Below are 26,396 nucleotides of genomic sequence, written 5' to 3'. Positions count from 1 at the left end.
GTAACTAATGTTTTTATATTTAACTTTGCATTTTTTTATTCTGCAATAGTTGATTCTATTTCTGTTTTCAATTTTTCAAACCACTCTAAATTAACCAAGTGATGCGAACGGGAATTTTCGTTCATACGGCGAAAGTAATCGATTGTGCCGTGAATTTCTTGAGTGATGGACAGGTATTCATCAAGGAGCTGGATTCGAGTTTTAGTCTGATCGATTTGTGATTGGATCAGATCCAGTAATTTATTTTTGTCGAATTCATCTGCAAAGAGTAACGCCCCATAAAATTGCAGGTTCACATATTCCGATTTGGCGCCGTATTTGATCATTAATTTTTCGAATTCTGCCCTTCCCGAATCTGTGACTTTGTAGTTACGGATTTCACGCCCGCTGGTTGAGGGTTTCTGCTGAATCTGTTCAATAAAACACTTTTCTTCAAGCTGCTGCAGATTGTAATAAAATGAACCTTTCGTGAAGTTAACAATGTATTTGTAATGACGTTTTTCCATTAAGGCCAGAAGTTCATAGCCGTGAGCTCCGGGGTTTTGGATTAGCAAGCCAAGGATAAGTAAGGGAATCATGGTTTCATCATCTTCGCCATCCGCGCCTCAAATTCCGCGTACGTAATTTTACCCGAAGCCAAATCCATACTATGAAGGTAAATCTGTTCTGTTTTAGAATAGTCACCATTCACTTTCAGCGATTGCTCCTCTCCCGAAATGGGTTTCAGGATATGGTGCTTTTTCGAAAAAGCCTCGAAATAGCGGTAACCGAATTTGCGTTGTGAAGCTGCGTCTAAATGAATGCCATCAGGATTCGCAGTCAAACCTGCTGCAGTAACAAAATAACAATTCTGTTGTTCATTAGCAAAACGCAGCAATTGTTCATTAACCTGTCGAAATTCAGTTGCGTGCTGTCCAAAACCGGTCTTTCCAAGAAAGTCACCAAGCCCTCCAATAATTAACGGTACCTCATCAAGTTCCAACTCGTTTCTTAGCGTCTCGATGATAAGAGTTAATTTCTCGTAATAAGTTTCATGTAGCGAACGATAACTGTCACTCTCACCTTGGTGCCAAAGGATTCCACAAATTTGACTGGACCGGAGGGCGAAGCGGGCTTCGGACAAAGCATGCTGAAAAAGGATGCCTTCCGGATGCCAGTCATTCAATGAACTGCCACCTTCCGCACAAGGGATCAAGCCAATTTCTTCATCGGGATGAGCTTTCGACCATGCATCTGCAAAAGATGCCGCCAGGCCAACGCCGGAAACCGGACGGTCGTAATTAATCGGCTCTGTCATCATCTGCCACTGTCCATTGCACAGCATTTTTATTTTTTCATTATAGATCGGGTCTACTTCATTCAAAAATCCACGGCCCGCCATATTCGACTGCCCCAACATTAAAAAAGACTTTATCATCTCATTTTTCACTTCTTTACATTAATATTTTAGTCTAATTAGACTATAGTCAATTCAGTTTGTCTTGTAAAGTTTTTAACAAGGTTTTATTTTTTTATTAGTATGTATGAACAACAAACTAACATTGAAAATTTGGTGGATGTATTTGAGAAATAGCAAGTTCTTTTGCTTTTTCTTATCCAACTATCGGGGGCTTTCGTTCAATAACGATCTTCCACAATCGGGCAAGTGAATTGAAGTTCTGGGGTAAATCATTATCGGGAACAAAAAGAGCCCTTAGAGGACAGAAAGTGGATGACGGAACATTTGCCATTAGCACAAAAGGGAAAGCTGAAGCCTGGTCTTTTGATATTACCGGTTTTAAAGAAATCGTTAGGGAGCTTACAGCTTTAACAAATGGAAACTTTTCAGTTAGAGGGACGGCCGTCTCATAAGATCCGGCCGTCCTTTTTTATTTGCCTCGGAGGAGGTGGTTAGAAATGGAGGAGACAAGTTTGTTTATCAATTTTGAAACATTAGATTTAGCGAGAGTATATTTATTTGGAGGGGAGAAGTACCTTGACTTACTTCTAGTACTTAGCATAATTGACGTTTTAACAGGAGTAATTAAGACATGGAAATTCAAAAAACTGCGGAGCCGGAGCGCATGGTTTGGCTATGTCCGCAAGCTACTCAATTTCTTTGCGGTCATTTTAGCAAACGTTATTGATACAGTCCTCAATTTAAACGGTGTCCTAACCTTTGGTACCGTTCTTTTTTATATCGCTAATGAAGGCTTGTCCATAACTGAAAACTTAGCACAGATCGGTGTTAAAATCCCTTCAACAATAACAGATCGATTACAAACAATTGAGAACGAAAAAGAACAGAGTAAGGATAATGCAGACAGAACTGCTGGCTAAGCCAGTGGCTTTTTTTATTACACAGACAGAAGGAGAGAGAATATATGGCCATTAAAGTTGTAAAGAATCTAGTCTCTAAATCAAAGTATGGATTGAAATGTCCTAACCCTATGAAAGCTGAATACATCACTATTCACAACACTGCAAATGATGCTTCAGCAGCCAATGAAATTTCATATATGAAGAATAACTCTAGCTCAACGAGCTTTCACTTTGCAGTAGACGATAAACAAGTCATTCAAGGAATTCCAACTAATCGAAATACATGGCACACAGGAGATGGAACAAACGGTACAGGGAATCGTAAGTCGATTGGTGTCGAAATTTGTTATAGCAAGTCAGGAGGGTCACGATATAAGGCAGCGGAAAACCTCGCTATTAAGTTTGTGGCGCAGCTACTTAAAGAACGGGGATGGGGCGTTGATCGTGTCCGTAAGCACCAAGACTGGAACGGTAAGTATTGCCCGCACCGTATTTTGTCAGAGGGAAGATGGAATCAAGTTAAGGCTGCCATTGAAAAAGAATTAAAGTCGCTAGGTGGGAAAATAAGTACAAGCAAAACAAGTACAGCTAAAAAGAAAACAACAAGCTCAAGTAGCAAGAAAACGTCATATACGCTGCCTTCCGGTATTTTTAAAGTGAAGAGCCCGATGATGAAAGGCTCGTCTGTCACACAGATTCAAAAAGCGCTGGCGGCACTTTATTTCTATCCGGATAAAGGAGCTAAGAATAATGGAATTGACGGTGTGTATGGACCGAAAACTGCAGATGCAGTTAGACGAGCGATTCCAGTCTATGTACGGGCTGACTCAAGATGGCATTTAGGACCTAAGACTAAAGCGAAACTTGAAGAGTTCTTGAAATAATAAAAGGAGCCCTTCTTAAAACGAGGGGCTCCTTTTCTAACTATATTGTTTAAGGTGTTCTTTAATTTGTTCAATGACTTGCTTAAGCCATTCTAATGGAGTTATATCATCTTCAGGAAAGTATATACCATCAGCTGCTTCTTCTATAAATTCATACTTGTCTTCTTCTGAATAATCTTTATTTACAAACTCAGTTAGTGCTATTAAATCTTTTTCTTTTAATTTTTGTGATGCTTCATTTAAATATTCATCAAGGGATTTTTCCGGAGACTCTATATCTTGGTGGAAATGTGCACCGAGAAATCTAAATACAGTATCAGAAACTTTAATTTCAATCATTGCTTATATACTAAATAGCCTCTTTTATTTCTGTAATTACTTTTTTCAACCATTGTAAAGGAGTTAAATCGATTGCCGGAAAATAAATCTCCGTATTTGATTTTATAAAACTTTCTTTCTCTTGATCAGATATGTTTTCATTTAAAAACTCTTCACAAAATTTTATTGTGAAAACTAAGCATTCTTTACTTGATTCAGCTATAAATTCTTTCAAAGCTTGTTCTGGTGAACCCATGTCCTGGTGAAATGTTCCTTCTAAAAAATCACTTAATTCTTCCAGAGTATCATAATTCTCGTTCATTGTTATTCAGAACTCCTTTTATTTTGTAGGATAGCCAGTTAAAATAAACTCCCCATTTTTACTCTTTTTCAATACTATTGTGGCGTTGGTAGCATCCATAGCAACATTTGAACCTTTTTCTACCCTTCTGCCGAGAACTTCTCCATCACCTTTGTATCTTAAAGGAAGAGTAGGTCTACTTGTAGGATTAGAGAGCCATTTTTTTATTTTACTAATGTTTTTTGGATCACTTAGAACTGAACTGGAGACTTTTTCTGCAGTAGCTCTATCTTTAAATGAAGAAGACCCAGAGATTTTTGTATCTTTTATTAAACGTTGAAATAATTCGCCATCAGTCTTCCCAACATGTCTTTCTATAAGATGCCCGCCTTTTGCCTCATGAGCAGCTAATCCTCCACCAGGTGCGAGAGGGGTACTATCACCTTGTTTGACATTACCTATACCCATGTTGTTAGACGTCTCAGATTTTCTAAGTACACTCTCTTTTTTATCTTCAATAATACTTTTTAGTAGAGGAGTGTTTTTTGCGTTATACGTATTATCGATGTCTTGGGCAATCCCGACAAGTGCAAGATCATTCTTATTTCTAATAATAGAATTGATGTAAGCTTTGCCTTTGTTTATCCCTTTATTGACATGAGCAGCTGCTGTTCCACCTTCAACCACTTTACCTACTTTAGAAAGCTTGGTAGTGGTTTGCACTGCAGCACCTGCACCTTTTGGACCAACGATATTACCGACCGCATAACTGATATAATGTGCTCTTGTGTATGCATCGCCATTTATCATTTTATCATTCCATGAATCGACAATGTTTGTCCAAATTATTTTAGGGTAGGAGGGGACACTTAAGACTGTTGTAATTGTTTTTGCAAGTTTTAGTTCCATAGGGAGCTGTGAAAATTCCCATGCGCCTACAACCAAGTCCTTGATGCCATATATCGTATCATCAATCGCATCGTTAAGCCCATCATTAACCCCATCGATGATATCCAATGCCGTTTTACCTGCATTGATTACACTTTCACCGACGGACTTCAGCTGTTTTGCTTGTTCTAGCTGCACCACATATTGTAACTGTGCAGGTTCAAGGTTCTCATACCCAATCTTTTTCGCAATTTCTAAATACACATCCGGATCTGAGACACCATTCGCAAGTTTTTTCTTTAAGTCTTTTATCTCGCGTTCCTTCGCTTCTTCTTTCTTGATCTTCAAATAAGCTTCCGTACGCTTCTCAATATCGCCTTTTTTCTTATGTATGTCACTCTCACGGTACGCCTTAGCGTTGTAGTAGATGGGCGTAGCGTTTTTGCCTTTGCCCGTTGCTTCTTGGAGCTTTTGGAAATCTGACTTGATGAATTGTTCATTTGGTTCTGACATAGCATATTCTGTCAGTAAATCTTCGTCAAGATCACCTAGTTTTTCAATTGTTTTTTTGCGTTTATCATTGGCATCCGCAAGCTCATCCTTGAAGGTTTCTGTTGAAAACAAGTCGAGCGGAAGGATGGCGTCAATGTCGTTTAGGATATCTTTCATGGCTTTTTTCTGTTCAGACATGATGGACTTTGATTTTTTATGGGCGTTAGCCAGTTCGTGTTCTAAAAAGGATTCTTCAATATAAGCATCAGAGAGATCTTTGTCCTCGACAGCTCCGGCAATGCTATAAAAAAACGCGATCTTCATGTCAATGTAGTCGATCCATTGATCAGTGACACCAACATGATCGTGATAAAATGCTTTAATGTTATTAGCGCCTTTACCTGAGAATTCGCTGTCGTCAAGTTCAGCGACGCTTTGCAAAGTTTTTCTCAAGTTGACCATTTGCGTCCTTAGTTCTTTATATTCTTTGGCGCGGTCTGTAGCTTCAGACATAAGTGTTTTAGCTTCGAAGACTTTCATAATCATACCCTTTCATTTAATCGTATAACAAAATATTACCATGGAAGAAAGAGGAAATGAACCTAAAATTAACTTGATTGATCATATCAAAGATAGCGAATAAAAAGTTTGCGGTTTTTTTGCGGTTCAAACACTTTTTGGAAATGTTAGAATATTACATAAAAAGACATAAAAGGAGGGGTCCTGTGAATCCGGTTTTATCATCGTCAGAAGTTGGCGTAAAGATCAATGAATGGTATAAAATGATACGTCAATTTAGTGTCCCGGATGCAGAGATTTTAAAGGCAGAGGTGGAGCAAGAAATCCAACGGATGGAGGAAGATGAGTATTTACTCATTTACTTCTCCCTAATGAAATTCCGTCATCAGCTCATGTTAGATTATTTGGAACCCGTAACTACACGTATAAGACCAACTATTGAGGAACTTCTTGAAAAAATTGAGACTTCAAATAAAGGCATATCTGGTCTGTTGTCGTATTATTCTCTGTTTTTCAGAGGGATGTACGAGTTTGATAAGAAGCAATACATGAAAGCTATCTACTATTATAGAGAAGCCGAAAAGCAGCTTATACATGTCCCTGATGAGATCGAAAGGGCAGAGTTTCATTTTAAGTTAGCTGAAGCATATTATGGTATGAAGCAAAGTCATGTGTCTATGCATCACGTTAAACAAGCATTGGATATTTATAATCAATATGAACTTTATAAGGTGCGAAAAGTTCAATGTATGTTTGTTATCTCAGGGAATTATACTGATTTTAAACATTACGAAAAAAGTCAGCCGCATCTTGAAAAGGCATTAAAGTTATCTAGGGAATTGAATAACAAAAGGTTGATTAGTTCTGCACTATATAATTTAGGCACTAATTTTGCTGACAGTGGTGATTACGAGCAGGCGGAAGTATACATAAAGCAAGCAGTGGAGATTACAGAAAAAGAAAAGCTCACAAACTTGCCACATTCTTTATTTTCTTATGCAAAAATCCTTTTTAAACAAGGAAAAATGAATGAGGCTATCCAAGTAAGTAAGAAAGGTTTGTCAGCAGCTCTTTATCAAGGTGATGAGCTTTTCGCAAAATTACAGGGATATTTAAAAGCTCTTTATGTCGATGCAGTGGACCAACAAGGTGTTAATCAAACAATAGAATACTTAGAAAAAAATAAGAACTATTCATATATTGAAGACATTGCCTGTGAGACCGCAGCTGCTTACGCAAACTCAAAAGAATTTGAAACATCCTATGTATATCATCAGAAAATGCTTGAGACTCAAACACAAATTCAAAGGGGAGAATGCCTGTATGACTTTTAAAAAGAAGGTATGCCTAATCCTGGGTTTGTCACTTGTTTTAGTGTGTGGTTTCGGATCCAACTTAACAGAAAATCAAACTCAAAACACATTTCATATTGCCTCTGATCGTTTTCAAACTTGATAATATTACATTCAACCTCCTTCAGAAATGGAGGTTTTTTTATTTGATATTAACAGAAACAATTGAATCAAATGCGATATAATTAGTCCTCCCTTTAAATTCTTGGGGATAACCTTACTTTTGGGGAGAGAAAAAGGCAATAGGGCACCGCAATTTAAATTTTCGGTGAGACCACAATAGCTTTTTGGTTCTCATGGAAAATCTTTCAATGGGGATTTAAGTGTTTTTGCTAATTAGCTCATTAAAAAAGCACTTAGTAGCTGAAGACAGTGCTTCTAATGGTGGTTTCGGAATAGCTTAGAGTTTGAATCTTTTCTTCATGTGATAAATGGTTAATTTTAAAACTTGTTGAATCAGGATGCAAAGAGTAACAAGTCAAAGATATATAAGAAAGTTTTAAGGAGATTAGAATATTCTAATCTCCTTAAGCATCGACCATTTTTTTTGCAATTAGCTTAAAATCTTTTTCACTTATCTCAAAATGTCCAAATCGAAAAGAATACCCCCAACGCTGCTCGTCTTTAATGAAAGAAAGCTTTGGGATTAATGGGCGTATCGGTGTTTCTGTGGAATGAATAAAACTTATTTTTCTCCGGAAAGGTTTGAAGTCATCTCCCATTTCAAACTGAAAAATATGATTATCTACTACTTTGCCTAAAGCAGTAAATTTTTGATGTGGGGTGCTTTCCTTAAAATTCATCTTGGGGGAGTAATAAATAATCCAATCACCAGTATTCATCTTTTTTAAAGGTGCCTCTTTGCCATGACAAAGTTGAGCAAAACCACCTTGGACAGCTCTCATTACATGATCTTGAGAAGCAACCCCAATCCAGTATCTTTTATCTTGCACTAAGTCAACACCCACAATTATCAGGTATATTATTGCCTTGATCTGAGTTTGTGACAGGAAAGTTCATTTCTTTCCATGCTGCAATACCACCGGTTAATTCTTTGACTTTATATCCATTTTCTAATAAAAACTTAGCAACTTTGGCAGCTGTATTGCACCATACATCCCAACAGTAAACAATAATTTCTTTATCCTTTGGTATTTCATTTAAACGAGATTGCAGTTCTTGTTCAGGAATAGCATTAGCATCCTTAATTGTTACACTCCTTACATGAGTTGGACCGTTTCTGACATCGATTAAGAAGTATTTCTCGGGACTCATTTGCTTCGCTTTTAAATAATCCATAGGGCTTATCGTTGCTTCGAGACGTGCATTAAAATAATCGAGAGCATGCATATTATGAAACCTCCTGTTTTTTATAGTGACTTCCAAATCTTAATAAGAAAATCTTTGAATAATTGTCTTTCTTGTTGATTTAAAGGATCTAATACTTCTAATTCCGTCTTCGTTAAAAACTCCCAGCGCGAATCCAATACATCGTTACCCTTTTCCGTAATTTTAAGGCTATAGGATCTTCTGTCATTAGGATTTTTTGTTCTCTCAACAAATCCTAAAGTTTCGAGATGGTCGATATGACCTACCATAGTAGTCCGATCTATTTGCAGATTTTCAGAAATATCTTTTTGTGATGAGTAAGGGTTTCCTTTGATAAACAATAGAACTCCGTATTGTCTAGCATTAATCTCATAGGGGTTAAGCCCTTCAGCAAATTTACTTTCCATTCGTTGAAGAACTTTTCCGAGTAAAAAACCGTAAGATTGATTCCATATCTCCAATTAAGTTTGCACCTCCTATTAATCAGTTTAACATATAATCAGTTTAACACATAATCAGTTTAACTGATTATTTTTTGGGACACAAGGTTTAAGTTCAATTTTATAAAAGTGTGTCTAACAGGAATTGTCTATTTAAGTAGTAGTATTTATACATTTGGCTTTTTTAATAGATATGCCACCAACAACACGTTATTGCACATATAAATAAGAAGCAACTACTAAGGCAGATTCTTCTCTCTTTTAACACCATATCCAATCAGCCTCAAATGTAATATAATGTTGCCAAACCATATTGGTTGTGGCACCGAGGAGGAAATGATAGGTGGTTTATTTCGTAGCATTTTTTTGTTTTGCTATTACACTGCATAATATTGAGGAAGCTATTTGGTTACCTGAATGGTCACAACAATCTTCAAAGTTTCAAAAGCCAGTAACCTCAAATGAATTTCATTTTGCTGTCAGTGTTATAACTATGTTGGCTTATTTATCTGCATTTGGTTTTTTATATATGCCAGAATCAGATATTGCAAAATGGATTTTCATTGGCTTTCTAGGTTCTATGGTTATCAACGCTATTTTTCCACATCTTATCGCAACTGTTGTAATGAAAAAGTATGCACCTGGACTTCTTACGGGCTTATTGCTTAACATTCCAGTAAACTCATTAGTTATTTATCAAATGTTTTTAAAGAATTTGATTGTATGGAAGGAGTTAATAATATCTACGTTGGTTGTAGGAATTATTTTATTAGCACTTATTCCATTATTATTTAAAGTTGGTGATACAGTATCTCCTTAATGAGTTTAAATTGGTAAGGATTGAGGAAAAAGGTGGGAATTTTCTAAATAAGGGATTATTCTGTTATATCGGATTTCTACAAAACAATGTCTTAAGTCATCATTGATTTTGGTGCCCAATTAGTTGCCCTGAATTCATGAAAAAGGATAAAATAGGTGTAAATAAAGTTGCTATTTTAAAATTAGAATCAATTCATTATCGTAAAAGCAATAATAACTAATTGGAAAAGAAAGGATAATCAGTCTAATGAAAACATTAGTTATCGTTATACACCCTAATTTGGAAACGTCTGTTGTCAACAAAACCTGGATGAATCGTTTAAAGCAAGAGAAAGACATTACGGTTCATGACCTGTACGGTGAATACCCTAATTTTATCATTGATGTAGAAAAAGAGCAGCAGCTCCTGTTAGATCATGAGCGTATCGTTTTTCAGTTCCCAATGTATTGGTACAGCAGTCCAGCGTTACTCAAACAATGGGAAGATGATGTGTTAACACATGGCTGGGCTTATGGAACTGGAGGAACTAAATTGCATGGAAAAGAACTACTCTTAGCTATCTCCTTAGGCGCACAGGAATCTGATTATCAAGCAGGCGGAGAATATAATATCACGATCAGCGAGCTTATCAGACCGTTTCAAGTCACTGCTAACTATAAAGGAATGCGTTTTCTTCCTGCGTTTACACAATATGGGACACTTCATCTTTCAAAAGAAGATGTTAAGAACAGTGCGGAGAGATTGGTTGACTATCTTAAAGCCGAGCATTAATCCGGTATTCGCGAGGGAAGCTGAAACAAATTATGTGTTATGAAAATAAGGGTTTGTGACAGATTTTAATAAACTTAATTTCAAAAGTTACATCGAATACTTAATTCAGAGGGGCATAGAGCGAGGGCTTAAAATTAATTAAAGCAGGGCAATGAGTACGTATTTCTTAATGAAATGTAGAGTTCCTTGGTCTCTAATAGGTGCCCGATTTGTGCCCAGAATTCTGAAAAATGATGAAAATAAGTATAAATAAAATAAACAGATGCTTTGAATAAAAGCTTTTGTAACTCATGATATGTTTTTACTATGTTGAGGGACTAGTGGGCGAATAACCCGTGGAGGTTCAAGTCCTCTCGGCCGCATCTCAATAGTACCAAGGGTTTAACCACCTTTGGTATTATTTTTTATGTGGAAAATAAGGCTATGGAAGAAGACTTACTCACCAAAACTCACCAGTTACTTAAAGTAAAAGGATATGTAAGTGTGATACAATGCTGGTTGAATGCGTAAGATTGAAGTAACCAGGGCTGCATTTGGAATTAGAATGTATTTTGAACCTAAAGGCTGTTAAAAGGTGCCTGGCTAATCAATAGCCAGGCTTTTCTTTAATCCTTCAAAAACCCTCAAATGCTTATAACGATCAAAGCGATTACTGATGAAACTAACAAAGAAACACTGATAGCCCCTAACCCTATTCCTTCCCATCTACCAACGATGAAACTTACAATAAATAAGATTATACTTAACGCCATTAAAACTGATGGGATACCATACTGTAGAGATGATTTCTTCTTTTTAAATACTAAAGAAATGCCCACAATAATAACACTAAAGATAGCTGTCATTAGCCAGAGTGTCATCATTACTCATCATCCCCATTAAAAAGTTTTGGAAAGTTGTTTTATATAACAGAAAATTTATAGATGAAGGCTGTCATAAAGGATTAGTGACAATATGAGTAGAAGCAAGGGGAAGGGGAGAGAAACTGAATCATATGCCTAAAAAAAGACTATTTCCCCTTTTATAGTTCAGTTGCTTAGAAAAAATAATCGAATAGAAGCAACTTTCCATCTTTAGTAGGAAAGTGTTATTATTCTGCAATTTTCTTCGAAAGGTCTTAAAACTGAATCCTTTGTGATAACAATGTAAACATTTTTAGGTATAGGGTTAACATTGATAGAGATATAGTGTACAATTGTCTCAACATCCCATTTTATACAAGTACTCTTAATGTTTGGAAAAGGAGATGGATCACATAATGAACAAGAAAATAGCTTTAATTATTATTGCAATAGTTGCGTTAATTGTAATTGGGTTCTTTTCAGTAAACTATTTCTATGATTATCAAGCCAAGAAAATTGCATCTAAAACTGAAAATTATTTGATCAATGAAGAGGATAAGAAAAAAGAAAATATCAAAGAAGTTAAAGGTATTCGATCTAAGGTTGGAGATTATGGGATTTTGGTTAGAGTCATATATAAAAACGAGCCTAACATACATTATTTCTACATTTCGAATAACGGCAAAATAACGTTTGAAGGAAAGGAGAATCTTAGTAAAGCCAAAGATCCCATTCTTAATAAAAATGAATGACAAATCGGAGGGGGAATAAGTTTTGTTTGCTAGGATTTTAACTATTTTCTTTGTTGCTTTAGGATGTTTGTTTACTAACGGATTGCATTCAGCACAAGCAGTAAAATACAGCAATGGTCAAACAGCAAAAGCTGGAGATGTATTGATTTCGAAAAAGTCATTGGACAATTACTTTGTTGGACACGCTGCAATAGTTGGGGGAGATGGTGCTACTGCAGTGGAAGTATATAAAGGAAGAAGCACTGTAAAAAGCTCTAAGTTAAGTGATTGGTTTAAAAAGCAAGACAGAGGATATAATGTAATGCGTTACAAGAGTTCTAGCATAGCATCAGGTGCTGGATATTGGGCGAGTTATAATGTAGGAGCAAAGTATAACTATAGAATTGTTTCTTCTTCTGCCTTAAGAGATTGGAAAGATCTTTATTGTTCCAAATTTGTATATCAAGCGTTCTATTTTAGTGGTGGCGTTAAACTTAAGATTTTAGGAGATCAAGCTGAAATGTGGGAATACCCTCCTACGTCAAACTGGGTTATCAATCCTAATTTAATGGTTGTTATGGAGGACTTCACTCGGATTAAATGAGGTCATATAATTACATACTAATTTAACATTAAGTTTTAAGTAATATCTTGAATAGTCTATATAGGCAGAAAAGAGAGATAAGTTTATTCTTATCTCTTTCTCTTTTGGGGAAAAATAGTTTTACCCTAATCAATACTAAAAAATTCGAGTTTTAGTGAGATTCATAATCTGGAGACTAATTAATATTATCGTATGAGTATTGAAGCAAGACGAAAAATTAAAAAAGGGAAGATTTTTGATGAAAATCGGCCGGATTCTATTGGCAGCAGAGATTTTAAGTAGTGTATTTTCAATAACTTATTTGCAAAGTGATCATAATACTGAGATCAAAGTGGCTGCAGATAGGGTAGGGGCATAATGAAATAAGAGTAAAAAGCTTAATCCTTTATATCTGGGATTAAGCTTTTTATTATCTAAATGAAAATAAATAAAACATTAAAATAGTGGATAGACCGCTTTAAAGATGTGGCTTCAAAGTATCTGGACAATTACCTTGCTTGGTTCTTATTTGTCGATAGTCGCAGTAACGTAAGCACTAAACAACACATTAAAGACTTTCTATTAACATCATTTGTATTTGATAATGCAATGGAACCGTTATTTGAGAAACGAAGCGGTTGGAAGAGAATATACATAGACTTACCAGGTATGGGATTCTCTAAGCCGCAACCGTCTATTCAAAACTCTGATGATATTTTAGATGCGATTTTGCGTCTTTAGGACGAGACTATTCCTGGTCAACTTATTGTTTGTGGCAATTCATATGGAGGGTACATTGCCAGAGGTATAGTTCGTTTACGTCAGGAAACAGTTCGTGGATTACTGCTGATGGCATCATAAACTATACCCGAATTCGATGAAAGGGTAGTACCACAGAAGACTGTTCTAAAAAGAGGCAGCGACTTGATATCACATTTGTCTTCAGAGGAGGCGGATGGATTTTGCTCCATGGCGATTGTGCAAGGTAAAATTGAATGGGAGAGGTTTCGAGATGAAATTTTACTTCCTTCTAAACAAACAAAATATGAATTCGTAAATAACATTCGTCAAAATGGATATGGGTTTACCTTCGATATTTCATCTAAACTTGAGTATCCCACGCTAATTATCACAGGACGTCAGGACAATGTAGTAGGAATGCGTGGCGACTAATCGAAGATTACCCAAGGGCAACGTTTTCAGTGCTTGATATGGCTGGTCACAACCTACAAATCGAACAAACCGATGTATTTAATTCATTGGTTCACAACTGGTTAAACAGACTTGAGTCGGAAAATTTTCGGATGGTATAACTTTTCATAAATATGAGTTTACGGTTACAATCACTATTTAGTTAAACAATAATTGAGATAATGAATATTAGGGTTTCCTATAATTTTTAGTATTTATCTACATTCAATTTTATCAGAGTCTTAAAAAAGAACATCATATTAAACTAAGGTTTTTTCAAAGATTGTATTGGAGAATTTATGGATTTTAATTAATCTTCTATTGATCAGTTATTACGTGATTGATCCTTTAACTAACTCAATGCAAACCCATTTTCTGCCCAGAACTAATAACAAATCGTTCATATCAGTGTAAATGAAATCTCTCGGTGCTATAAATAAAGGTTTTTGTAAAAAAGATATGATTTTACTAGGTTGTGGGGCAATCTTAAGAAAAAAACATACCAAGTGGGGACTGACCCCTGTTTTTGAGACAGGGATCAAAACACCTTTTAAACATCATTATTACTTTCCTCTGATAATGAAATATAAAAAAGTTACCAGCAACTCTCTGCGGCATCTCGCCGTGTTCAATTGTTTAGTCCTTTTTTTTCATAATCTTTACAAATCTGAAAAAGTCATCATCATTCGGCAGGGGCTTGTCATCTTCGCGTCCATTGCGATGCATATGCGGATCAGAGTGATGTTCATTGTAGAACTCTACGATATGAAATCCACACTTATTCACATAGAAGTTGATATTTCGCTTTTCGAAATAAGGTGTCACGGTTTCCCAAAGCACAGTATCCGGATACTGTGCTTCAATGGCTTTCCAAGCAGAAAGACCAATCCCTTGGCTGTGATATTCTGGAGATACATAGAATAAATCTAGCGAATTATGATGTGTTTCGCTGTTGATACGTACTACTGCACCACCGACATTCTTACCATCCTGAAGAATATGATATACCACTGCTCCGGGAGCATTGAAAGACTCCTGAACATCATTGTCCGATGGAATCGGCCCATCTTCGCAATCACCGAACGTTTCAATCACGGCGATCGCAAAGGCTTCTTGTAATTTTTTTTGGAATTCTGGCAGATCAGATTCCTTTGCTAGTTCCAGAATAACTTTTGGTTCCTTTTTTGTTTTCATGATTGTTCACTCCCTCAGTTGCTGAAATATCGAGTTCAGTCGTTCAGTAAAACATTCGAGCTGCTCTGCGAGGCCTTTTCACAAAAAAGTGATTCCATCGCTCTTTCTTCCGCGGTAAATTTGGCGTTAAAATACTTCAAAAGCTTTCACCTGTCTTTTTGTATGATTCTTTTTCTTTGTTTCATTGGAAAACAAGCTGCATGTAACCCTAATTTACTATCGTTCACTACCGTATTAAGTGTCGTATGCGGGATTTGTCATCATTCTCGAATTTTTTCTGCGAAAAGTTACAAAAATAGTCGAATGGGGCGCCTTTGACTATCAACATGCGTAAAAGATTCAATTTAGATTCGATCATGAGCAATGCACATTGAGTAAACTCTGGTGGATTTATTAGCCCAAAGAAGCCTAAATGATATAAAAATAACTAGTCCATATATCAAATCTGTCCGTTTAATGCCCGCTCCATTCAACAACATTAATTTGACATGCAATCTGAGCAAGGGGGTTATTTCTGAATAGATTTTTCCGAATGCAGCGGAGTTGCTTTGGGACTCCCGTTTACTTTGCCGTACGTCAGCTTGCGCCATACTAATTCCATCGGACCGTACCTAAACCGTTTCAACCACAATGTACTAAAGCTCATAAGCACGAAGTACACGGCCAGACTGAACATGAACGTGCCGGCGGATTGAATATGATCCGCAAGCCCGAATCCGTACCTGAGGAACAGAACTGTTCCAATGATAGAGTGAAGCAGATAACAGGTCAATGACATCCGTCCGACTTTGGTGAATATCATCATAGGGCCTCGCAGCTGAGGAACGTATAGAAACAGCATTGCAAAAGTGCTCATATAAAACATACTTCCGGTTAAGCCGCCATTTTGACCCAAGACAGAGGAAATGTCCTTCCACAGCATATTCTCAGAAAGATTAAACATGTCTAGTAATATACTGCTTTGTGTTATTAGAAAAGCGATTGTGCTAATGATCCAGATACGCTTCCATATAGGCTTTTTCGCTTCCATGTCTTTGAAAAATTCCATCTTAACAAAGTACACGCCCAGCAGAAACATGAGAAACATGGAATAGATCATAGAGAAAGAGCCAGCAGCCATCGTGACCATATCTGTCCACCGAGTGCTGATGGATTCCATGTAGGTAAGGCTGCTGTGGCTAAACAAAGTAAACTCTGAAAAATTCGGGTTTTTTGACCCTGCAGTATTGATGACATTGTACAACATTGTGAAAACAGGAGTCAGGAATTGAAGCACGATAAGTGCGATAATCCATCTAAGCACCGTTTTGGCCGTGCGTTTATAGAAGGCGAGTAACAGGAAGCCACTTACGGCGTAAAAGGCCAATATGTCACCGACCCAAACAAATGTGATGTGCAAAATGCCAAATCCCAACAGGATAGATAACCTGCGGGCAAACAGCTTGTTGGGACTATCTACCTTCTGCGCGGCTCGATCCATAAAGATCATAAACCCGACTCCGAACAGGAAGGAGAATAACGTAACGAATTTCCCTTCGGCAAACCAGGAAACCAGCTTATGCAGTACGTCATTGGAGGCCATTTCGAATCCCTTTACTGAATCTACGATCAGAAAATAATTGACAATAATAATGCCAAGCAAGGCAAATCCGCGTACGATGTCCAGAAAATGAACCCGTTCCCGCAGACTCACCGGTTGCCCGCGTCCTTCTTTTTGTACAATCATATCAATACTCCTTTCCCATTTATCACGGCAATGTGTAGTGCGGATCTGAAAAACTTGAGTCTTACAATGGATAAATATAAAGACCGAATCTTAACAATTTATGAAGAGTCATCATTTTTTTAAAAAAATGCGACAAATTTGTGGCGAGCATCAACTTTCATAAATTGTTAAGATTTACGTAGTATCTTATAACGTACTTATTACTATGAACGATATATAGTAAGGACACACGAGAAATAACAACAAGAATCATGAGGTGAGAGAGACATGACCCATCAAATATTAGTCGTAGAGGATGATGAGGATATTGGTGATCTTTTGGAGGAATCCCTTACACGTGCAGGCTACGAGGTGCTAAGAGCCAAGGATGGAAAGCGAGCATTGCAACTTGTGAATGACTCGCTTGATTTGGTTATTTTGGATATTATGATGCCAGGCATTTCGGGAATTGAAACATGTCAGCACATCAGGAAATCCTCTAACGTCCCGATTCTGTTTCTGACGGCCAGATCGAGTACACTCGATAAAACTGAGGGATTACTCGCCGGCGGCGATGATTATATGACTAAACCATTCTCGGAAGAGGAACTTCACGCTAGAGTGATTGCTCAATTACGCAGATATACTATCTATCAGGAAAAGAAGGAACAGGAAGAAACATTTCTTATCGGGGGCAAACTAAGAGTGAGCGAAGAATTTAATGAGGTGTGGAAAGAGGAGAAGCAAATCAAGTTGTCAGATCTGGAGTATCGTATCCTGAAACTTATGATGAGCAAACGCAACAAAATATTTTCTGCCCAAAATATATATGAGAGTGTGTGGGGACAGCCTTACTTTTACTGTTCCAACAATACGGTGATGGTGCATATTCGGAAGCTGCGCTCCAAAATTGAGGATGATCCGGCACGTCCGGTTTATATAAAAACTGAATGGGGAAGAGGATATCGATTTGGCGCATCTTAAATTTACGCTAACCAAAAAACTGGCTTTGCTGATAATGGTTGCTGCGATTGTGAGTGGTGTGATCTTTCTGACGTTGCAAAAGATCACAGATGATCTGATCGAGGGATATCTGAGTTCGGAAGAGTATTATCACGAGGAGTCAGCAAGATACATTCAAAAATTCAGCAAGTACGTTTCAGAAAATGAGTTGTCTACATCAGATAGAAAAGCGTTTGGCGAGTGGGTCAAAAAAGAAAATTACATTAACCTCACCATATTCAAGGATCAGGAGCTGCAATATGATTCTATTTATTCCGAATCGGATTATGGAAAGGAAAAGCTGACTCAGTACGCTCAAAATCATTCACATCCTGTCAAGTTTAGCGATGGTGAAGGACGAGTCATTATCGACGGTTTCTACTCTTCCCGATATTATGATCTGGCCTTCGCATTGGATTTGCTCGGGGCAACCCTCATCTTTTTAATCATTGTTCTCTTCGGAATTCGCCAAAGTCTTCGCTACCTTAAAACGATTCACCAAGAGATTCATATTCTTGAAGGGGGCGAACTGGACTACGAGATGACGATAAAAGGGCATGATGAATTAGCGATGATTGCAAAGAGCATTGAGGATCTGCGGAAAGCTTTCCTGGATAAACTTAAAGCTATCGAGGAATTGCAAGCTGAGAGCCGCAGCCTGGTTACCGAAATGTCGCACGATATGCGCACACCGCTGACGTCGCTGATCATGAATCTGGAGTTTGCCAAAAAAGAGGGAGGCGAAGCGGGTACCAGCAAAGATCGGTATGTAGCCAATGCTTATGGTAAAGCACTGCAATTAAAAAGCTTGTCTGACAATCTGTTTGCGTATTTCCTGCTGGACAAGGAATATGAGGCCGATCTGGAGACCGTTGCAGTGAAAGAAGTGATCTACGATCTAATATCAGATCAGATTGCTATCCTTCATCAGGAGCATTTTCGGGTCCATATTTCAGGCGAGCTGCCGGAAACCTATATTAACGTGAATTTGGAGGAGCTTGGTCGTGTATTTGATAATGTGATGTCAAACTTATTGAAATACGCAGATCCGGAAGAAGAAATCAGCATCACGTTTGTATCGGATCAAGAGATATTTGAGATCCATGTTAGCAATACGATTAAACTTGCAGATATAACACCGGAAAGCAACGGACTCGGTGAAAGAAGCATTGCGCGAATGATGTCCCGCATGCAGGGACAGTTTCACAGTATACAAAAGAATTCTAAGTACTACATTGTGCTGCGATTTTGGAACACAAAGATGTAGGCTGCGAACAAAACGAATAAAATATTGAAATCGGAGACAACAAGATGAGATTTTCTAACAAATTCAAAAAGGTGCCCTACCTGTTACAAGCGCTTCTCAATGTCTGTCTGTTCTTCCTGGCGTTAGCCTTAAGCGCACTTTAATGTCAGCTCAGAAATCTGTAGTGGATCAAATTGAATCGTGGTTGTAAGTGGATATCTGAATGTATTTATTGGCTGCTTTAACAGACATGTCCCGATGAAATAGCATTAACTGTCTGGAGATGAAAATCGCTTCTTTATTTTACAAGGAAGAGGTTAAAATCTTAATAAATAAGATGATAAAGTTAGGATGGACGTTTATTGGTTTTTGTCACCATTTTTTACCACAATTGATATAAACGTATAGAAATGATAACAAATAAATATAGAGTGTGTAATGAAAATAAGCTTTCATAACCAATGAGCTAGATTTACTATATTGAGGGCCCAGTGATATAGAAAACAGATCGATGGTTCAAACCATCGGTTTTTTTATTTGTTTTCATACTCATTGAAAATCACCTCATTAGGACAAACAGTTATTACGCAGCATTACCCAAGGGGTGATGCATTTTATGAAGGTAATAATTATCGAGAGACCGCAAGCTGACAAATGCATGAACGATTGCTATCATTATTTAATAAAACTTTATAGGAAGGAGATCCAGGGTGATAGCAATATACCGAGGAACAAGCGATCAAGGGATCGAGCATCGACAGCCAGTTCGAGGCCTGTATAAAGAAAGCAGGGACTAAGGATGTGCTGAAGTATGCCGATGAAGGATTTTCTGGGGAGCTTTTAGAACGTCCGGCTTTGAATCGCTTGAGGGAGGATGCAGGCAAAGGACTTATAAGTCATTTGTTACGATCAGACCGTCTTTCTCGGAGAGCTTATCAGCGATGAAAAAAATGATTTTCATAACTCTTTCAAATAGAGAAAGCCGGAATATGAGATCCGGCCTCTTCTGCATTATTTCCCCTTCGCCTTCTTCCGCTTTTCCTTCTCTGCCCGATAAAACTCATGAAACATCTTCATCAGCGCCCGCTTTTCAATCCGCGATACATAGCTGCGTGAGATACCGAGTTCTTTGGCAATCTCTCGCTGCGTTTTTTCCTTCTTCAAATCAAGTCCAAACCGCCCGACAATCACTTCCTTCTCACGGTCATCTAAAATGTCAATGTATTGTTTCACTTTTTCAAGCTCCATATTGAGCTGGATCGTATCTATCACGTCTTCGTTTTCTGATTTCAAAACGTCAATCAGGCTTATTTCATTCCCTTCCTTATCCTGCCCGATCGGATCGTGAAGGGAGACGTCTTTTTTTGTTTTTTTCAATGCGCGCAAATGCATGAGGATTTCATTTTCAATACACCTCGCAGCATACGTCGCCAGCTTTGTCCCTTTACCAGCGGAATAGCTTTCAATTCCTTTTATCAGCCCGATCGTTCCGATGGAGATTAAGTCCTCTGCATCCTCACCTGTATTTTCAAATTTTTTCACAATATGGGCGACCAAGCGAAGATTATGCTCAATCAGCATGTTTCTGGCATGTTCATCCCCTTTAGCCATGAGCTCTAAGTATTTTTTTTCCTCGCTGCTTGAGAGCGGTTGTGGAAAGGCATTGTTTTTCACGTAAGATACTAAAAAGACAAGCTCTTTAACAACAAAGCCGAGCGCTGCGAAAACACCTGTCACCATCGTCACCTCCACAAAAGTATGTAGGCAAAAGCCTATATGTAAATGTATGTGACCGGGAGGCTGTCTGTGTCTGTACCGGGAAATTTCTCGCGGGGGAGTCCGGCTTTTGTAAGCAGCATACGAACTTCAAATGTTAAAAATAATCTTTATTAAGCGCCCATACACTGAAATGAACAAAGGTATGGGGGGATGGGAATGAAAAAATGGATGGCAGGCCTGTTTCTTGCTGCAGCAGTTCTTCTTTGTTTAATGGTTCCGCAACAGATCCAAGGCGCATCTTCGTATGACAAAGTGTTATATTTTCCGCTGTCTCGTTATCCGGAAACCGGCAGTCATATTAGAGATGCGATTGCAGAGGGACATCCAGATATTTGTACCATTGACAGAGATGGAGCAGACAAAAGGCGGGAGGAATCTTTAAAGGGAATCCCGACCAAGCCGGGCTATGACCGGGATGAGTGGCCGATGGCGGTCTGTGAGGAAGGCGGCGCAGGGGCTGATGTCCGATATGTGACGCCTTCTGATAATCGCGGCGCCGGCTCGTGGGTAGGGAATCAAATGAGCAGCTATCCTGACGGCACCAGAGTGCTGTTTATTGTGCAGTAGTAAAGAAGAGGCTCTTTCTTGAGCCTCTGTTGTTACAATCCTTCGCCGTGCTGAATTTTCGGGGGATAGGGTTCTGCTTTTCGCCAATATTGGCGTGTGCCTTCGTCCCGTACAACGATGCCCAGCTGTGCCAGTTCGAGACGGAATTCTTCAATATCGTCTTTTTCTTCGTCCTGCAGCGCTTTGTGACGAGCTTTTAATAAGGCATGGGCGCCTTGTGATAGGTCTGGTGCATCAGGAATCCATCGGCGAAATCGATCTTTAAACGGATCACCATCTGTTGCCCATTCGTAATGATGCTGTCTAAAGGCCTTCTCAACGTTTACTGGTTTTTCATCAATTTCTTCCCGTACCAATTCATATCCGGCTGTTCCCAGGAGGACAAGCCGTTTGTGATCCATAAATACAAAAGCGATGTCATCGGAATGAATTGTTTGCACTTTTTTTCCTTTGATGAATTCCACTGTGTGATCTGTAATTTTGACAGACAGCAGCATTGCAATAACAGAATGAGCGAACCAAATCCCCGCACACATACCGAGAAGAGCAGTGATAAATGCAGCTGTAGATCCCTGAAAAGAGGTGATGAGCCGAAGCGGTCCTTCAAGAGGGATCCAGGGGAGGGATAATGCCCATTTCGCAATCTGCGGGATAAAATACCCGATTGCAAAACCGATGATTGCAAGTGCAGCGTATAAAAAGGATACAGCGGTTTTCGTAACTCCAATAAGAGTATGAGATTGATTCTGCAACATGTCACCTTCTTTTTACTGAAAAAATCGAATTCCTTCCCATATTTTAACTTAAACTGATGGTAAATCAAGGATAAAGTGATAATTATGGATATAAAGAGATTCAGTAATAGAACTGGCAGGCGCAGTCGGTCATGAAAAATAAAATTTACATGCGTAGACGATGTAAGCCCCATTTGTTTTCAGCGTATCACAATACAATCCAAAGGGAACATAAAGAGTGAAGGCTTTTTAGACAATCAGGAGGAACAGATATGAAAATCGGATTAATCGGCTTAGGGAAAATGGGCATAAACATAGGAAAGCAATTCATTGACCGCAATCATCAAGCGGTTGGATATGATGTAAATCAAGCGGCTGTTGATGAACTGAAAGCATACGGGGCTGAGGGGACAACGAATCTTAAAGAGTTAATTTCTTTATTAGACCCGCCGCGTATCCTATGGGTTATGATACCGCATGGTATTGTCGATGCTGTTTTGCGTGATGTATCACCTTTATTAAGTAAAGGCGATATGATTATCGAAGCTGGAAACTCTCATTATAAAGAATCAATTCGCCGCTACAATCAAATGAAAGAAGCGGGTATCCATTATCTCGATGCCGGAACGTCGGGCGGAATGGAAGGCGCACGGCATGGAGCCTGTTTTATGGTGGGGGGCGATCATGAAGCATGGGAGATTGTGGAACCGCTTTTTCGTGATACCGCCGTCGAAAATGGTTATCTATACGCTGGTGAAGCGGGAAGCGGACATTTTTTAAAAATGATCCATAATGGAATTGAGTATGGAATGATGGCCGCGATTGGTGAAGGATTTGAAGTGCTTGAAAACAGCCAATTTGATTTTGACTATGAGAAGGTTGCCAGAGTGTGGAATCATGGTTCTGTCATTCGTTCTTGGCTTATGGGACTGACTGAGCGAGCTTTCTCTAAGGATGCGAAACTGGATCAGATCAAGGGCATTATGCATTCCTCAGGTGAAGGAAAATGGACGGTGGAAACCGCGCTTGATCTGCAGACGGCAACTCCGGTCATCGCCATGTCACTGATGATGAGATACCGTTCTTTAACAGACGATACGTTTACAGGAAAGGTGGTCGCTGCGCTTCGAAATGAATTTGGAGGCCATGCGACAGAAAAAAAGTAAAGGGGCCAACAAGCCTCCTTACTTTTTTGGCACCTTCAGAAGATGAGGGAACTTTTTATAAATGACCACCATGATGATCAGAATATATGCACCGTAAATGCTGATAGAAAATAATTTATTGCTGGTGAAATTGGCACCTGCAATAGTGACAACAACAATATTGGGGATTTTCCCTATTAAAGACGCAAAGAAAAAAACATGCCAGCGAACCTGGCTCAGCCCGCAGATCACGTTCATTACAAGTGAAGGTATGACAGGTATCAGCCTTCCTAATAAAACAGCGGTAAAAGCGTTTTTGTTGAAGGAAGCCTCGTAGCTTTGTATGGCAGGATAGGCCTGAACTTTTTTTCTGGCCCAATCTCTAAAACTGTACCTGGCGAGAAAAAACAGCAATATTGTACCAAGCATTGAGCCGGTCAGTGTAATCCAAATTCCATTTGCAGTCCCGAACACTGCGCCGTTTAAAGCAGCAACCAAAGCAAACGGCACTATTGGGAAAAAAACATCGGCAGCAATCAGCAGCATACTAAATAAAACGGAAAACATCCCTCCTGCTTTGATTGCATCAAGCCAAGCTTCTTTCTGAAAAAAACCGACTGCAATGATAGCAATAATCACAAGTATACCTATTCCTTTTTTTAACATGTCTATGGTCACTCCCAACTTAGGTGATGTCAGGAGCCAAAACCTCCGTCATCTAAATTAGTATAACTGTTGCCATTTCAGCGGTTCAACTGAAAACCAGGTTAAGAACACAATTCTTTTTTACCTCATAAAAAAGGCTGTCCATCTCTCTGTTTTCTGCATTCTTAATAATAGGGAGGGATAGAAATGGTAACCATAAAAAAGGATTTTATACCGCTATCAAATGATAATCGTCCTGGCTATTCGATGACGCCTGCTTATATTACGGTGCATAATACAGCGAATACAGCAAAAGGCGCTGATGCGAAAATGCACGCCAATTTTGTGAAAAACCCGAGCACATCCGAAAGCTGGCATTTTACAGTTGACGATTCAGTCATTTATCAGCATCTCCCGATAGATGAAAACGGCTGGCATGCGGGAGACGGTACAAACGGGACAGGAAATCGCAAATCGATCGGGATTGAAATCTGCGAAAATGCTGATGGCGATTTTGAAAAAGCAACATCAAATGCCCAGTGGCTGATCAGAAAGCTGATGAAGGAAAACAATATTCCGTTAAATCGTGTTGTTCCCCACAAAAAATGGTCTGGGAAAGAATGTCCGCGGAAACTCTTGAACCACTGGAACTCTTTTATAAACGGAATTTCTTCCTCGGATACACCTCCAAAAGAATCTTCACCATCATATCCCCTGCCGTCTGGGGTTATAAAGCTCACTTCGCCTTATCGAAAGGGCACAAACATTCTCCAGCTGCAAAAGGCTTTAGCTGCACTTCACTTTTACCCTGATAAGGGAGCCAAAAACAATGGCATAGATGGAGTTTACGGACCGAAAACAGCGAATGCCGTCAAGCGTTTTCAGCTCATGAACGGATTAAATGCAGACGGGATTTATGGGTCAAAAACAAAGGCCAGGCTTAAATCGAAGTTAAAGTAAATGCAGGATTTAAAGGATAACCTGTTTCCGGTGCGGATTCAGGTTATTTTCTTTTCTTTGGTTTGTGTGTTTTTCAGATTGGAAAGAAGGGAATTTTAAAAAATCATCAGCTGCGCCGCAATGAAAGCAGAATGATATTCACTGAGAGGGACACGTTAACTATAGGAAAAAACAGTGATAGCGAAAAACTCTTCATTGAACGAAGAGAAACAGAGGTATAACATTAAGGTGAGGCTTTTGGGGGTGTAAAGATGAAACATTTTATCATCCTTTTCCTTCTGCTGTTCGTTACAGCAGGATGCGAGGGAAGGGGATACGAAGACGTTGTAGCATTTGGTGACAGCAATACGCGTGGTTCTAACTGGGATTATCGCGATTATCCAAAAGCACAGCAGTGGGTCAATATATTAAAAACAGCTGAGCGCGGTAACCTTGATATACTCAATGCGGGAATCGGCGGACAGACGACAGAGGATGCCCGTCTCCGATTTCAGACAGATGTGCTGGATCAAAAACCGAAGTATTTGTTTATTATGTTCGGCACCAATGACGCTGCCATACTGACTGAGGGGAAACCGAGAGTGTCGAAGCAGCGTTTTAGAGAAAATCTAATTTATTTTATTGAAGAAAGCAGAAAACACGGGATCAAGCCAATCTTAATGACGTGTATCCCAATTATAGAAGGTAATGGGAAGCATCATCTGTTTTACTATTCCAGATATCAAGCAGCTGCTTTTGAACCAAAAGGCGGAGCAAGGAAATGGCACAACTCATATAACGATATTACAAGAGATGTGTCGAAGCGCCTGGATGTCCCTCTTGTAGATAACTGGAAGCATTTTATAGAAGCAGACGGCGGAAAAGCAACTGATGAAGCGCTTATCCAATCTGGTCTTATAGATCCTTCTGGAAATCATATGACACCTAAAGGGGCAAGGATTGTATATGAAGGAATACAAGATGGGCAGATTCTGCAGCGTTGAGCCGGACAACCGCCTAGTCCGATTTATTTCTCCTACATAGGCTGTTATAAAACCTTATTAAGGAGGCGCTTCACATGTATGGCGCAGGCAGAGCATATGGATACGCTTTTATTGTTGTTTTAGTTGTTGTTCTCCTGGTTGTGGGCGGCATATACTGGTTAGCATAATAACCGGCCCTTTAAAACACCTCTTTTTAGGGGTGTTTTTTGCTGAAAATAGTAGTAAAGCGCGCAGCCAAAGTGATATAATATCAGTCATCTGAGTAAAAAAAGGAAATACGCCCGGAAAAAATAGACAAATTCCTATTAAGAAGATACGGAAATAATATGTCCGAGCGATCTTCTTTTTATTTCGTTTTCAATTAACTCGATAAAGTCACGGTTTAAATTCATTTCGGTGGCTTTGAAATAAGATTCTATTAGTAATTCATCAGACAGTTTTCTCATGCTAGGAACCCAATTAATGGGAGAGGCACCTCCTTAAAAGTTGGAATCATTCATGATTTTAACGCATACAATGATAAGTTGCGTTCATCTGAGGTTGAAGTTATCTTTAATCTACCATGAAATGCATATAAGAACAATCGTTCTGTTATCCACACCAAAAAGTGGATAACTTGTGAGTATCGTGTTTATAATTTGTCTAAAGAGTGATGTAATAAGAGTGGATAGTGT

At 38.7% G+C, this 26,396-nt stretch carries 30 protein-coding genes and 6 pseudogenes; 20 read left to right on the top strand and 16 right to left on the bottom strand.

The genetic code is table 11. From position 1 onward, the window contains the following. Window positions 1–35: 35 nt before the first annotated feature. Both MHH79_RS13400 and MHH79_RS13395 read right to left on the bottom strand, forming a co-directional pair. Window positions 36–578, bottom strand: coding sequence for a PadR family transcriptional regulator (locus tag MHH79_RS13400; RefSeq protein WP_063335468.1), 543 nt, complete (start codon window positions 576–578; stop codon window positions 36–38). Beyond that, entirely contained in the window at window positions 575–1,417 is an 843-nt protein-coding gene (locus tag MHH79_RS13395) for a sialate O-acetylesterase (RefSeq protein ID WP_063335467.1), read from the bottom strand. The genes MHH79_RS13400 and MHH79_RS13395 overlap by 4 nt, the downstream gene beginning before the upstream one ends. A 179-nt stretch (window positions 1,418–1,596) precedes the next feature. Here MHH79_RS13395 and MHH79_RS13390 point away from each other — a divergent pair. The 3 genes and pseudogenes from MHH79_RS13390 to MHH79_RS13380 all read left to right on the top strand — a co-directional run. After that, window positions 1,597–1,851, top strand: a pseudogene (locus MHH79_RS13390) (phage portal protein); the annotation flags it as partial. Window positions 1,852–1,896: 45 nt separating this feature from the next. Further along, a complete protein-coding gene (locus MHH79_RS13385; protein ID WP_063335466.1) occupies window positions 1,897–2,319 on the top strand; it encodes a holin family protein in 423 nt (140 codons plus the stop codon). 44 nt (window positions 2,320–2,363) lie between these two features. Next, window positions 2,364–3,185 (top strand): annotated as a pseudogene (locus MHH79_RS13380) (N-acetylmuramoyl-L-alanine amidase). Between the two features lie 36 nt (window positions 3,186–3,221). Here the strand turns inward: MHH79_RS13380 and MHH79_RS13375 are convergent. Genes MHH79_RS13375 through MHH79_RS13365 form a run of 3 tightly spaced genes read right to left on the bottom strand, consistent with a single transcriptional unit; the run spans window position 3,222 to window position 5,724 of the window. Continuing rightward, the gene (locus MHH79_RS13375; protein WP_063335464.1) at window positions 3,222–3,524 is read right to left on the bottom strand and encodes a contact-dependent growth inhibition system immunity protein; all 303 of its coding nucleotides are present in this window, start codon (window positions 3,522–3,524) and stop codon (window positions 3,222–3,224) included. A gap of 10 nt (window positions 3,525–3,534) precedes the next feature. Continuing rightward, window positions 3,535–3,825: a contact-dependent growth inhibition system immunity protein gene (locus MHH79_RS13370; protein ID WP_061047063.1), complete on the bottom strand. Its 291-nt coding sequence runs from the start codon at window positions 3,823–3,825 to the stop codon at window positions 3,535–3,537. 18 nt (window positions 3,826–3,843) lie between these two features. Continuing rightward, window positions 3,844–5,724 (bottom strand): T7SS effector LXG polymorphic toxin, encoded by a 1,881-nt coding sequence (locus MHH79_RS13365; RefSeq protein ID WP_063335463.1) that lies wholly within the window; start codon window positions 5,722–5,724, stop codon window positions 3,844–3,846. A 185-nt stretch (window positions 5,725–5,909) separates the two neighbouring features. Between MHH79_RS13365 and MHH79_RS13360 the strand changes: the two genes are divergently transcribed. After that, complete coding sequence (locus MHH79_RS13360) at window positions 5,910–7,037, top strand: Rap family tetratricopeptide repeat protein (RefSeq protein ID WP_038429342.1); 1,128 nt, start codon at window positions 5,910–5,912, stop codon at window positions 7,035–7,037. A gap of 545 nt (window positions 7,038–7,582) precedes the next feature. Here the strand turns inward: MHH79_RS13360 and MHH79_RS13355 are convergent. Genes MHH79_RS13355 through MHH79_RS13345 form a run of 3 tightly spaced genes read right to left on the bottom strand, consistent with a single transcriptional unit; the run spans window position 7,583 to window position 8,845 of the window. Further along, window positions 7,583–8,008: an EVE domain-containing protein gene (locus MHH79_RS13355; protein ID WP_080467336.1), complete on the bottom strand. Its 426-nt coding sequence runs from the start codon at window positions 8,006–8,008 to the stop codon at window positions 7,583–7,585. Between the two features lie 4 nt (window positions 8,009–8,012). Continuing rightward, on the bottom strand, window positions 8,013–8,405 hold the full coding sequence (locus MHH79_RS13350; RefSeq protein ID WP_046340253.1) for a rhodanese-like domain-containing protein: 393 nt from the start codon (window positions 8,403–8,405) through the stop codon (window positions 8,013–8,015). Between the two features lie 20 nt (window positions 8,406–8,425). Beyond that, window positions 8,426–8,845, bottom strand: a complete 420-nt coding sequence (locus tag MHH79_RS13345) for a MarR family transcriptional regulator (RefSeq protein WP_015483464.1) — start codon at window positions 8,843–8,845, stop codon at window positions 8,426–8,428. A gap of 322 nt (window positions 8,846–9,167) precedes the next feature. Here MHH79_RS13345 and MHH79_RS13340 point away from each other — a divergent pair, with 322 nt between their 5' ends. Together MHH79_RS13340 and MHH79_RS13335 are read left to right on the top strand one after the other, a co-directional pair. Next, entirely contained in the window at window positions 9,168–9,644 is a 477-nt protein-coding gene (locus MHH79_RS13340) for an HXXEE domain-containing protein (RefSeq protein ID WP_015483463.1), read from the top strand. Between the two features lie 246 nt (window positions 9,645–9,890). Further along, window positions 9,891–10,415, top strand: coding sequence for an NAD(P)H-dependent oxidoreductase (locus MHH79_RS13335; RefSeq protein WP_340034630.1), 525 nt, complete (start codon window positions 9,891–9,893; stop codon window positions 10,413–10,415). A 623-nt stretch (window positions 10,416–11,038) separates the two neighbouring features. Here MHH79_RS13335 and MHH79_RS13330 read toward each other — a convergent pair. Then, the gene (locus MHH79_RS13330) at window positions 11,039–11,278 is read right to left on the bottom strand and encodes a YesK family protein (protein ID WP_196210915.1); all 240 of its coding nucleotides are present in this window, start codon (window positions 11,276–11,278) and stop codon (window positions 11,039–11,041) included. Between the two features lie 395 nt (window positions 11,279–11,673). Between MHH79_RS13330 and MHH79_RS13325 the strand changes: the two genes are divergently transcribed. The 5 genes and pseudogenes from MHH79_RS13325 to MHH79_RS13305 all read left to right on the top strand — a co-directional run. After that, the gene (locus MHH79_RS13325; RefSeq protein WP_340034628.1) at window positions 11,674–12,009 is read left to right on the top strand and encodes a DUF3139 domain-containing protein; all 336 of its coding nucleotides are present in this window, start codon (window positions 11,674–11,676) and stop codon (window positions 12,007–12,009) included. Window positions 12,010–12,031: 22 nt separating this feature from the next. After that, window positions 12,032–12,592: a YiiX/YebB-like N1pC/P60 family cysteine hydrolase gene (locus MHH79_RS13320; RefSeq protein WP_063335461.1), complete on the top strand. Its 561-nt coding sequence runs from the start codon at window positions 12,032–12,034 to the stop codon at window positions 12,590–12,592. A 238-nt stretch (window positions 12,593–12,830) separates the two neighbouring features. Further along, window positions 12,831–12,950: a phosphatase RapI inhibitor PhrI gene (gene phrI, locus MHH79_RS13315; RefSeq protein ID WP_080467345.1), complete on the top strand. Its 120-nt coding sequence runs from the start codon at window positions 12,831–12,833 to the stop codon at window positions 12,948–12,950. Window positions 12,951–13,015: 65 nt separating this feature from the next. Next, window positions 13,016–13,174, top strand: a pseudogene (locus tag MHH79_RS13310) (IS1595 family transposase); the annotation flags it as partial. Next, window positions 13,175–13,884: pseudogene (locus MHH79_RS13305) on the top strand (alpha/beta hydrolase); the annotation flags it as partial. A gap of 514 nt (window positions 13,885–14,398) precedes the next feature. Here MHH79_RS13305 and MHH79_RS13300 read toward each other — a convergent pair. The 3 genes from MHH79_RS13300 to MHH79_RS13290 form a co-directional block, all read right to left on the bottom strand. Next, window positions 14,399–14,956: a GNAT family N-acetyltransferase gene (locus MHH79_RS13300; protein ID WP_063335460.1), complete on the bottom strand. Its 558-nt coding sequence runs from the start codon at window positions 14,954–14,956 to the stop codon at window positions 14,399–14,401. A 344-nt stretch (window positions 14,957–15,300) separates the two neighbouring features. Further along, a complete protein-coding gene (locus MHH79_RS13295; RefSeq protein WP_340034626.1) occupies window positions 15,301–15,546 on the bottom strand; it encodes a hypothetical protein in 246 nt (81 codons plus the stop codon). Continuing rightward, window positions 15,465–16,682 (bottom strand): DUF418 domain-containing protein, encoded by a 1,218-nt coding sequence (locus MHH79_RS13290; RefSeq protein ID WP_015384144.1) that lies wholly within the window; start codon window positions 16,680–16,682, stop codon window positions 15,465–15,467. The genes MHH79_RS13295 and MHH79_RS13290 overlap by 82 nt, the downstream gene beginning before the upstream one ends. A gap of 267 nt (window positions 16,683–16,949) precedes the next feature. Here MHH79_RS13290 and yrkP point away from each other — a divergent pair, with 267 nt between their 5' ends. The 5 genes and pseudogenes from yrkP to MHH79_RS13265 all read left to right on the top strand — a co-directional run. Further along, window positions 16,950–17,645: a two-component response regulator YrkP gene (gene yrkP / locus MHH79_RS13285; RefSeq protein WP_340034622.1), complete on the top strand. Its 696-nt coding sequence runs from the start codon at window positions 16,950–16,952 to the stop codon at window positions 17,643–17,645. Continuing rightward, a complete protein-coding gene (gene yrkQ / locus MHH79_RS13280; RefSeq protein ID WP_063335458.1) occupies window positions 17,632–18,930 on the top strand; it encodes a two-component system sensor histidine kinase YrkQ in 1,299 nt (432 codons plus the stop codon). The genes yrkP and yrkQ overlap by 14 nt, the downstream gene beginning before the upstream one ends. Before the next feature lie 44 nt (window positions 18,931–18,974). Next, window positions 18,975–19,070 (top strand): annotated as a pseudogene (locus tag MHH79_RS13275) (phosphate-starvation-inducible protein PsiE); the annotation flags it as partial. Between the two features lie 455 nt (window positions 19,071–19,525). Next, window positions 19,526–19,690, top strand: coding sequence for a hypothetical protein (locus tag MHH79_RS13270; protein WP_015483452.1), 165 nt, complete (start codon window positions 19,526–19,528; stop codon window positions 19,688–19,690). Further along, window positions 19,648–19,839, top strand: a pseudogene (locus tag MHH79_RS13265) (recombinase family protein); the annotation flags it as partial. The gene MHH79_RS13270 and the pseudogene MHH79_RS13265, both read left to right, overlap by 43 nt. A gap of 81 nt (window positions 19,840–19,920) precedes the next feature. Here the strand turns inward: MHH79_RS13265 and sigK are convergent. Beyond that, window positions 19,921–20,649: an RNA polymerase sporulation sigma factor SigK gene (sigK, locus tag MHH79_RS13260; RefSeq protein ID WP_013308023.1), complete on the bottom strand. Its 729-nt coding sequence runs from the start codon at window positions 20,647–20,649 to the stop codon at window positions 19,921–19,923. 195 nt (window positions 20,650–20,844) lie between these two features. On the opposite strand from sigK, the gene nucB reads away from it, so the two are divergent. Then, window positions 20,845–21,255, top strand: a complete 411-nt coding sequence (gene nucB / locus MHH79_RS13255) for a sporulation-specific Dnase NucB (protein WP_009967785.1) — start codon at window positions 20,845–20,847, stop codon at window positions 21,253–21,255. Between the two features lie 32 nt (window positions 21,256–21,287). Here nucB and MHH79_RS13250 read toward each other — a convergent pair whose 3' ends face one another. After that, the gene (locus MHH79_RS13250) at window positions 21,288–22,010 is read right to left on the bottom strand and encodes a hypothetical protein (RefSeq protein ID WP_015384139.1); all 723 of its coding nucleotides are present in this window, start codon (window positions 22,008–22,010) and stop codon (window positions 21,288–21,290) included. Window positions 22,011–22,261: 251 nt separating this feature from the next. Between MHH79_RS13250 and gnd the strand changes: the two genes are divergently transcribed. Next, a complete protein-coding gene (gene gnd, locus MHH79_RS13245) occupies window positions 22,262–23,155 on the top strand; it encodes a phosphogluconate dehydrogenase (NAD(+)-dependent, decarboxylating) (RefSeq protein WP_015384138.1) in 894 nt (297 codons plus the stop codon). A gap of 18 nt (window positions 23,156–23,173) precedes the next feature. Here the strand turns inward: gnd and MHH79_RS13240 are convergent, their stop codons facing one another. Then, window positions 23,174–23,800 (bottom strand): TVP38/TMEM64 family protein, encoded by a 627-nt coding sequence (locus MHH79_RS13240; protein ID WP_340034620.1) that lies wholly within the window; start codon window positions 23,798–23,800, stop codon window positions 23,174–23,176. A gap of 186 nt (window positions 23,801–23,986) precedes the next feature. Here MHH79_RS13240 and cwlH point away from each other — a divergent pair, with 186 nt between their 5' ends. Together cwlH and MHH79_RS13230 are read left to right on the top strand one after the other, a co-directional pair. Beyond that, entirely contained in the window at window positions 23,987–24,739 is a 753-nt protein-coding gene (gene cwlH / locus MHH79_RS13235) for an N-acetylmuramoyl-L-alanine amidase CwlH (protein WP_340034618.1), read from the top strand. 251 nt (window positions 24,740–24,990) lie between these two features. Further along, window positions 24,991–25,722, top strand: coding sequence for an SGNH/GDSL hydrolase family protein (locus MHH79_RS13230; RefSeq protein WP_047182903.1), 732 nt, complete (start codon window positions 24,991–24,993; stop codon window positions 25,720–25,722). A gap of 305 nt (window positions 25,723–26,027) precedes the next feature. Here the strand turns inward: MHH79_RS13230 and MHH79_RS13225 are convergent, their stop codons facing one another. Then, window positions 26,028–26,168, bottom strand: a complete 141-nt coding sequence (locus tag MHH79_RS13225) for a sporulation histidine kinase inhibitor Sda (RefSeq protein WP_003226124.1) — start codon at window positions 26,166–26,168, stop codon at window positions 26,028–26,030. Between the last annotated feature and the right edge of the window lie 228 nt (window positions 26,169–26,396).

It is taken from the genome of Bacillus sp. FSL K6-0993 (assembly GCF_037977205.1).
GTDB classification, from domain to species: domain Bacteria; phylum Bacillota; class Bacilli; order Bacillales; family Bacillaceae; genus Bacillus; species Bacillus subtilis.
This window is presented reverse-complemented; position numbering and strand designations above follow the sequence as displayed.

What these genes read in the sequence shown, in the direction of transcription:
- MHH79_RS13230 (WP_047182903.1), top strand. Translation starts at nt 24,991, where the DNA reads ATGAAACATTTTATCATCCTTTTCCTTCTGCTGTTCGTTACAGCAGGA.
- phrI (WP_080467345.1), top strand. Translation starts at nt 12,831, where the DNA reads ATGAAAATCGGCCGGATTCTATTGGCAGCAGAGATTTTAAGTAGTGTA.
- gnd (WP_015384138.1), top strand. Translation starts at nt 22,262, where the DNA reads ATGAAAATCGGATTAATCGGCTTAGGGAAAATGGGCATAAACATAGGA.
- MHH79_RS13225 (WP_003226124.1), bottom strand. Translation starts at nt 26,168, where the DNA reads ATGAGAAAACTGTCTGATGAATTACTAATAGAATCTTATTTCAAAGCC.
- MHH79_RS13335 (WP_340034630.1), top strand. Translation starts at nt 9,891, where the DNA reads ATGAAAACATTAGTTATCGTTATACACCCTAATTTGGAAACGTCTGTT.
- yrkP (WP_340034622.1), top strand. Translation starts at nt 16,950, where the DNA reads ATGACCCATCAAATATTAGTCGTAGAGGATGATGAGGATATTGGTGAT.
- MHH79_RS13295 (WP_340034626.1), bottom strand. Translation starts at nt 15,546, where the DNA reads ATGGCGCAAGCTGACGTACGGCAAAGTAAACGGGAGTCCCAAAGCAAC.
- cwlH (WP_340034618.1), top strand. Translation starts at nt 23,987, where the DNA reads ATGGTAACCATAAAAAAGGATTTTATACCGCTATCAAATGATAATCGT.
- MHH79_RS13290 (WP_015384144.1), bottom strand. Translation starts at nt 16,682, where the DNA reads ATGATTGTACAAAAAGAAGGACGCGGGCAACCGGTGAGTCTGCGGGAA.
- MHH79_RS13400 (WP_063335468.1), bottom strand. Translation starts at nt 578, where the DNA reads ATGATTCCCTTACTTATCCTTGGCTTGCTAATCCAAAACCCCGGAGCT.
- MHH79_RS13350 (WP_046340253.1), bottom strand. Translation starts at nt 8,405, where the DNA reads ATGCATGCTCTCGATTATTTTAATGCACGTCTCGAAGCAACGATAAGC.
- MHH79_RS13375 (WP_063335464.1), bottom strand. Translation starts at nt 3,524, where the DNA reads ATGATTGAAATTAAAGTTTCTGATACTGTATTTAGATTTCTCGGTGCA.
- sigK (WP_013308023.1), bottom strand. Translation starts at nt 20,649, where the DNA reads ATGGTGACAGGTGTTTTCGCAGCGCTCGGCTTTGTTGTTAAAGAGCTT.
- MHH79_RS13365 (WP_063335463.1), bottom strand. Translation starts at nt 5,724, where the DNA reads ATGAAAGTCTTCGAAGCTAAAACACTTATGTCTGAAGCTACAGACCGC.
- MHH79_RS13240 (WP_340034620.1), bottom strand. Translation starts at nt 23,800, where the DNA reads ATGTTAAAAAAAGGAATAGGTATACTTGTGATTATTGCTATCATTGCA.
- MHH79_RS13325 (WP_340034628.1), top strand. Translation starts at nt 11,674, where the DNA reads ATGAACAAGAAAATAGCTTTAATTATTATTGCAATAGTTGCGTTAATT.
- MHH79_RS13385 (WP_063335466.1), top strand. Translation starts at nt 1,897, where the DNA reads ATGGAGGAGACAAGTTTGTTTATCAATTTTGAAACATTAGATTTAGCG.
- nucB (WP_009967785.1), top strand. Translation starts at nt 20,845, where the DNA reads ATGAAAAAATGGATGGCAGGCCTGTTTCTTGCTGCAGCAGTTCTTCTT.
- MHH79_RS13330 (WP_196210915.1), bottom strand. Translation starts at nt 11,278, where the DNA reads ATGATGACACTCTGGCTAATGACAGCTATCTTTAGTGTTATTATTGTG.
- MHH79_RS13270 (WP_015483452.1), top strand. Translation starts at nt 19,526, where the DNA reads ATGAAGGTAATAATTATCGAGAGACCGCAAGCTGACAAATGCATGAAC.
- MHH79_RS13395 (WP_063335467.1), bottom strand. Translation starts at nt 1,417, where the DNA reads ATGATAAAGTCTTTTTTAATGTTGGGGCAGTCGAATATGGCGGGCCGT.
- MHH79_RS13370 (WP_061047063.1), bottom strand. Translation starts at nt 3,825, where the DNA reads ATGAACGAGAATTATGATACTCTGGAAGAATTAAGTGATTTTTTAGAA.
- MHH79_RS13250 (WP_015384139.1), bottom strand. Translation starts at nt 22,010, where the DNA reads ATGTTGCAGAATCAATCTCATACTCTTATTGGAGTTACGAAAACCGCT.
- MHH79_RS13300 (WP_063335460.1), bottom strand. Translation starts at nt 14,956, where the DNA reads ATGAAAACAAAAAAGGAACCAAAAGTTATTCTGGAACTAGCAAAGGAA.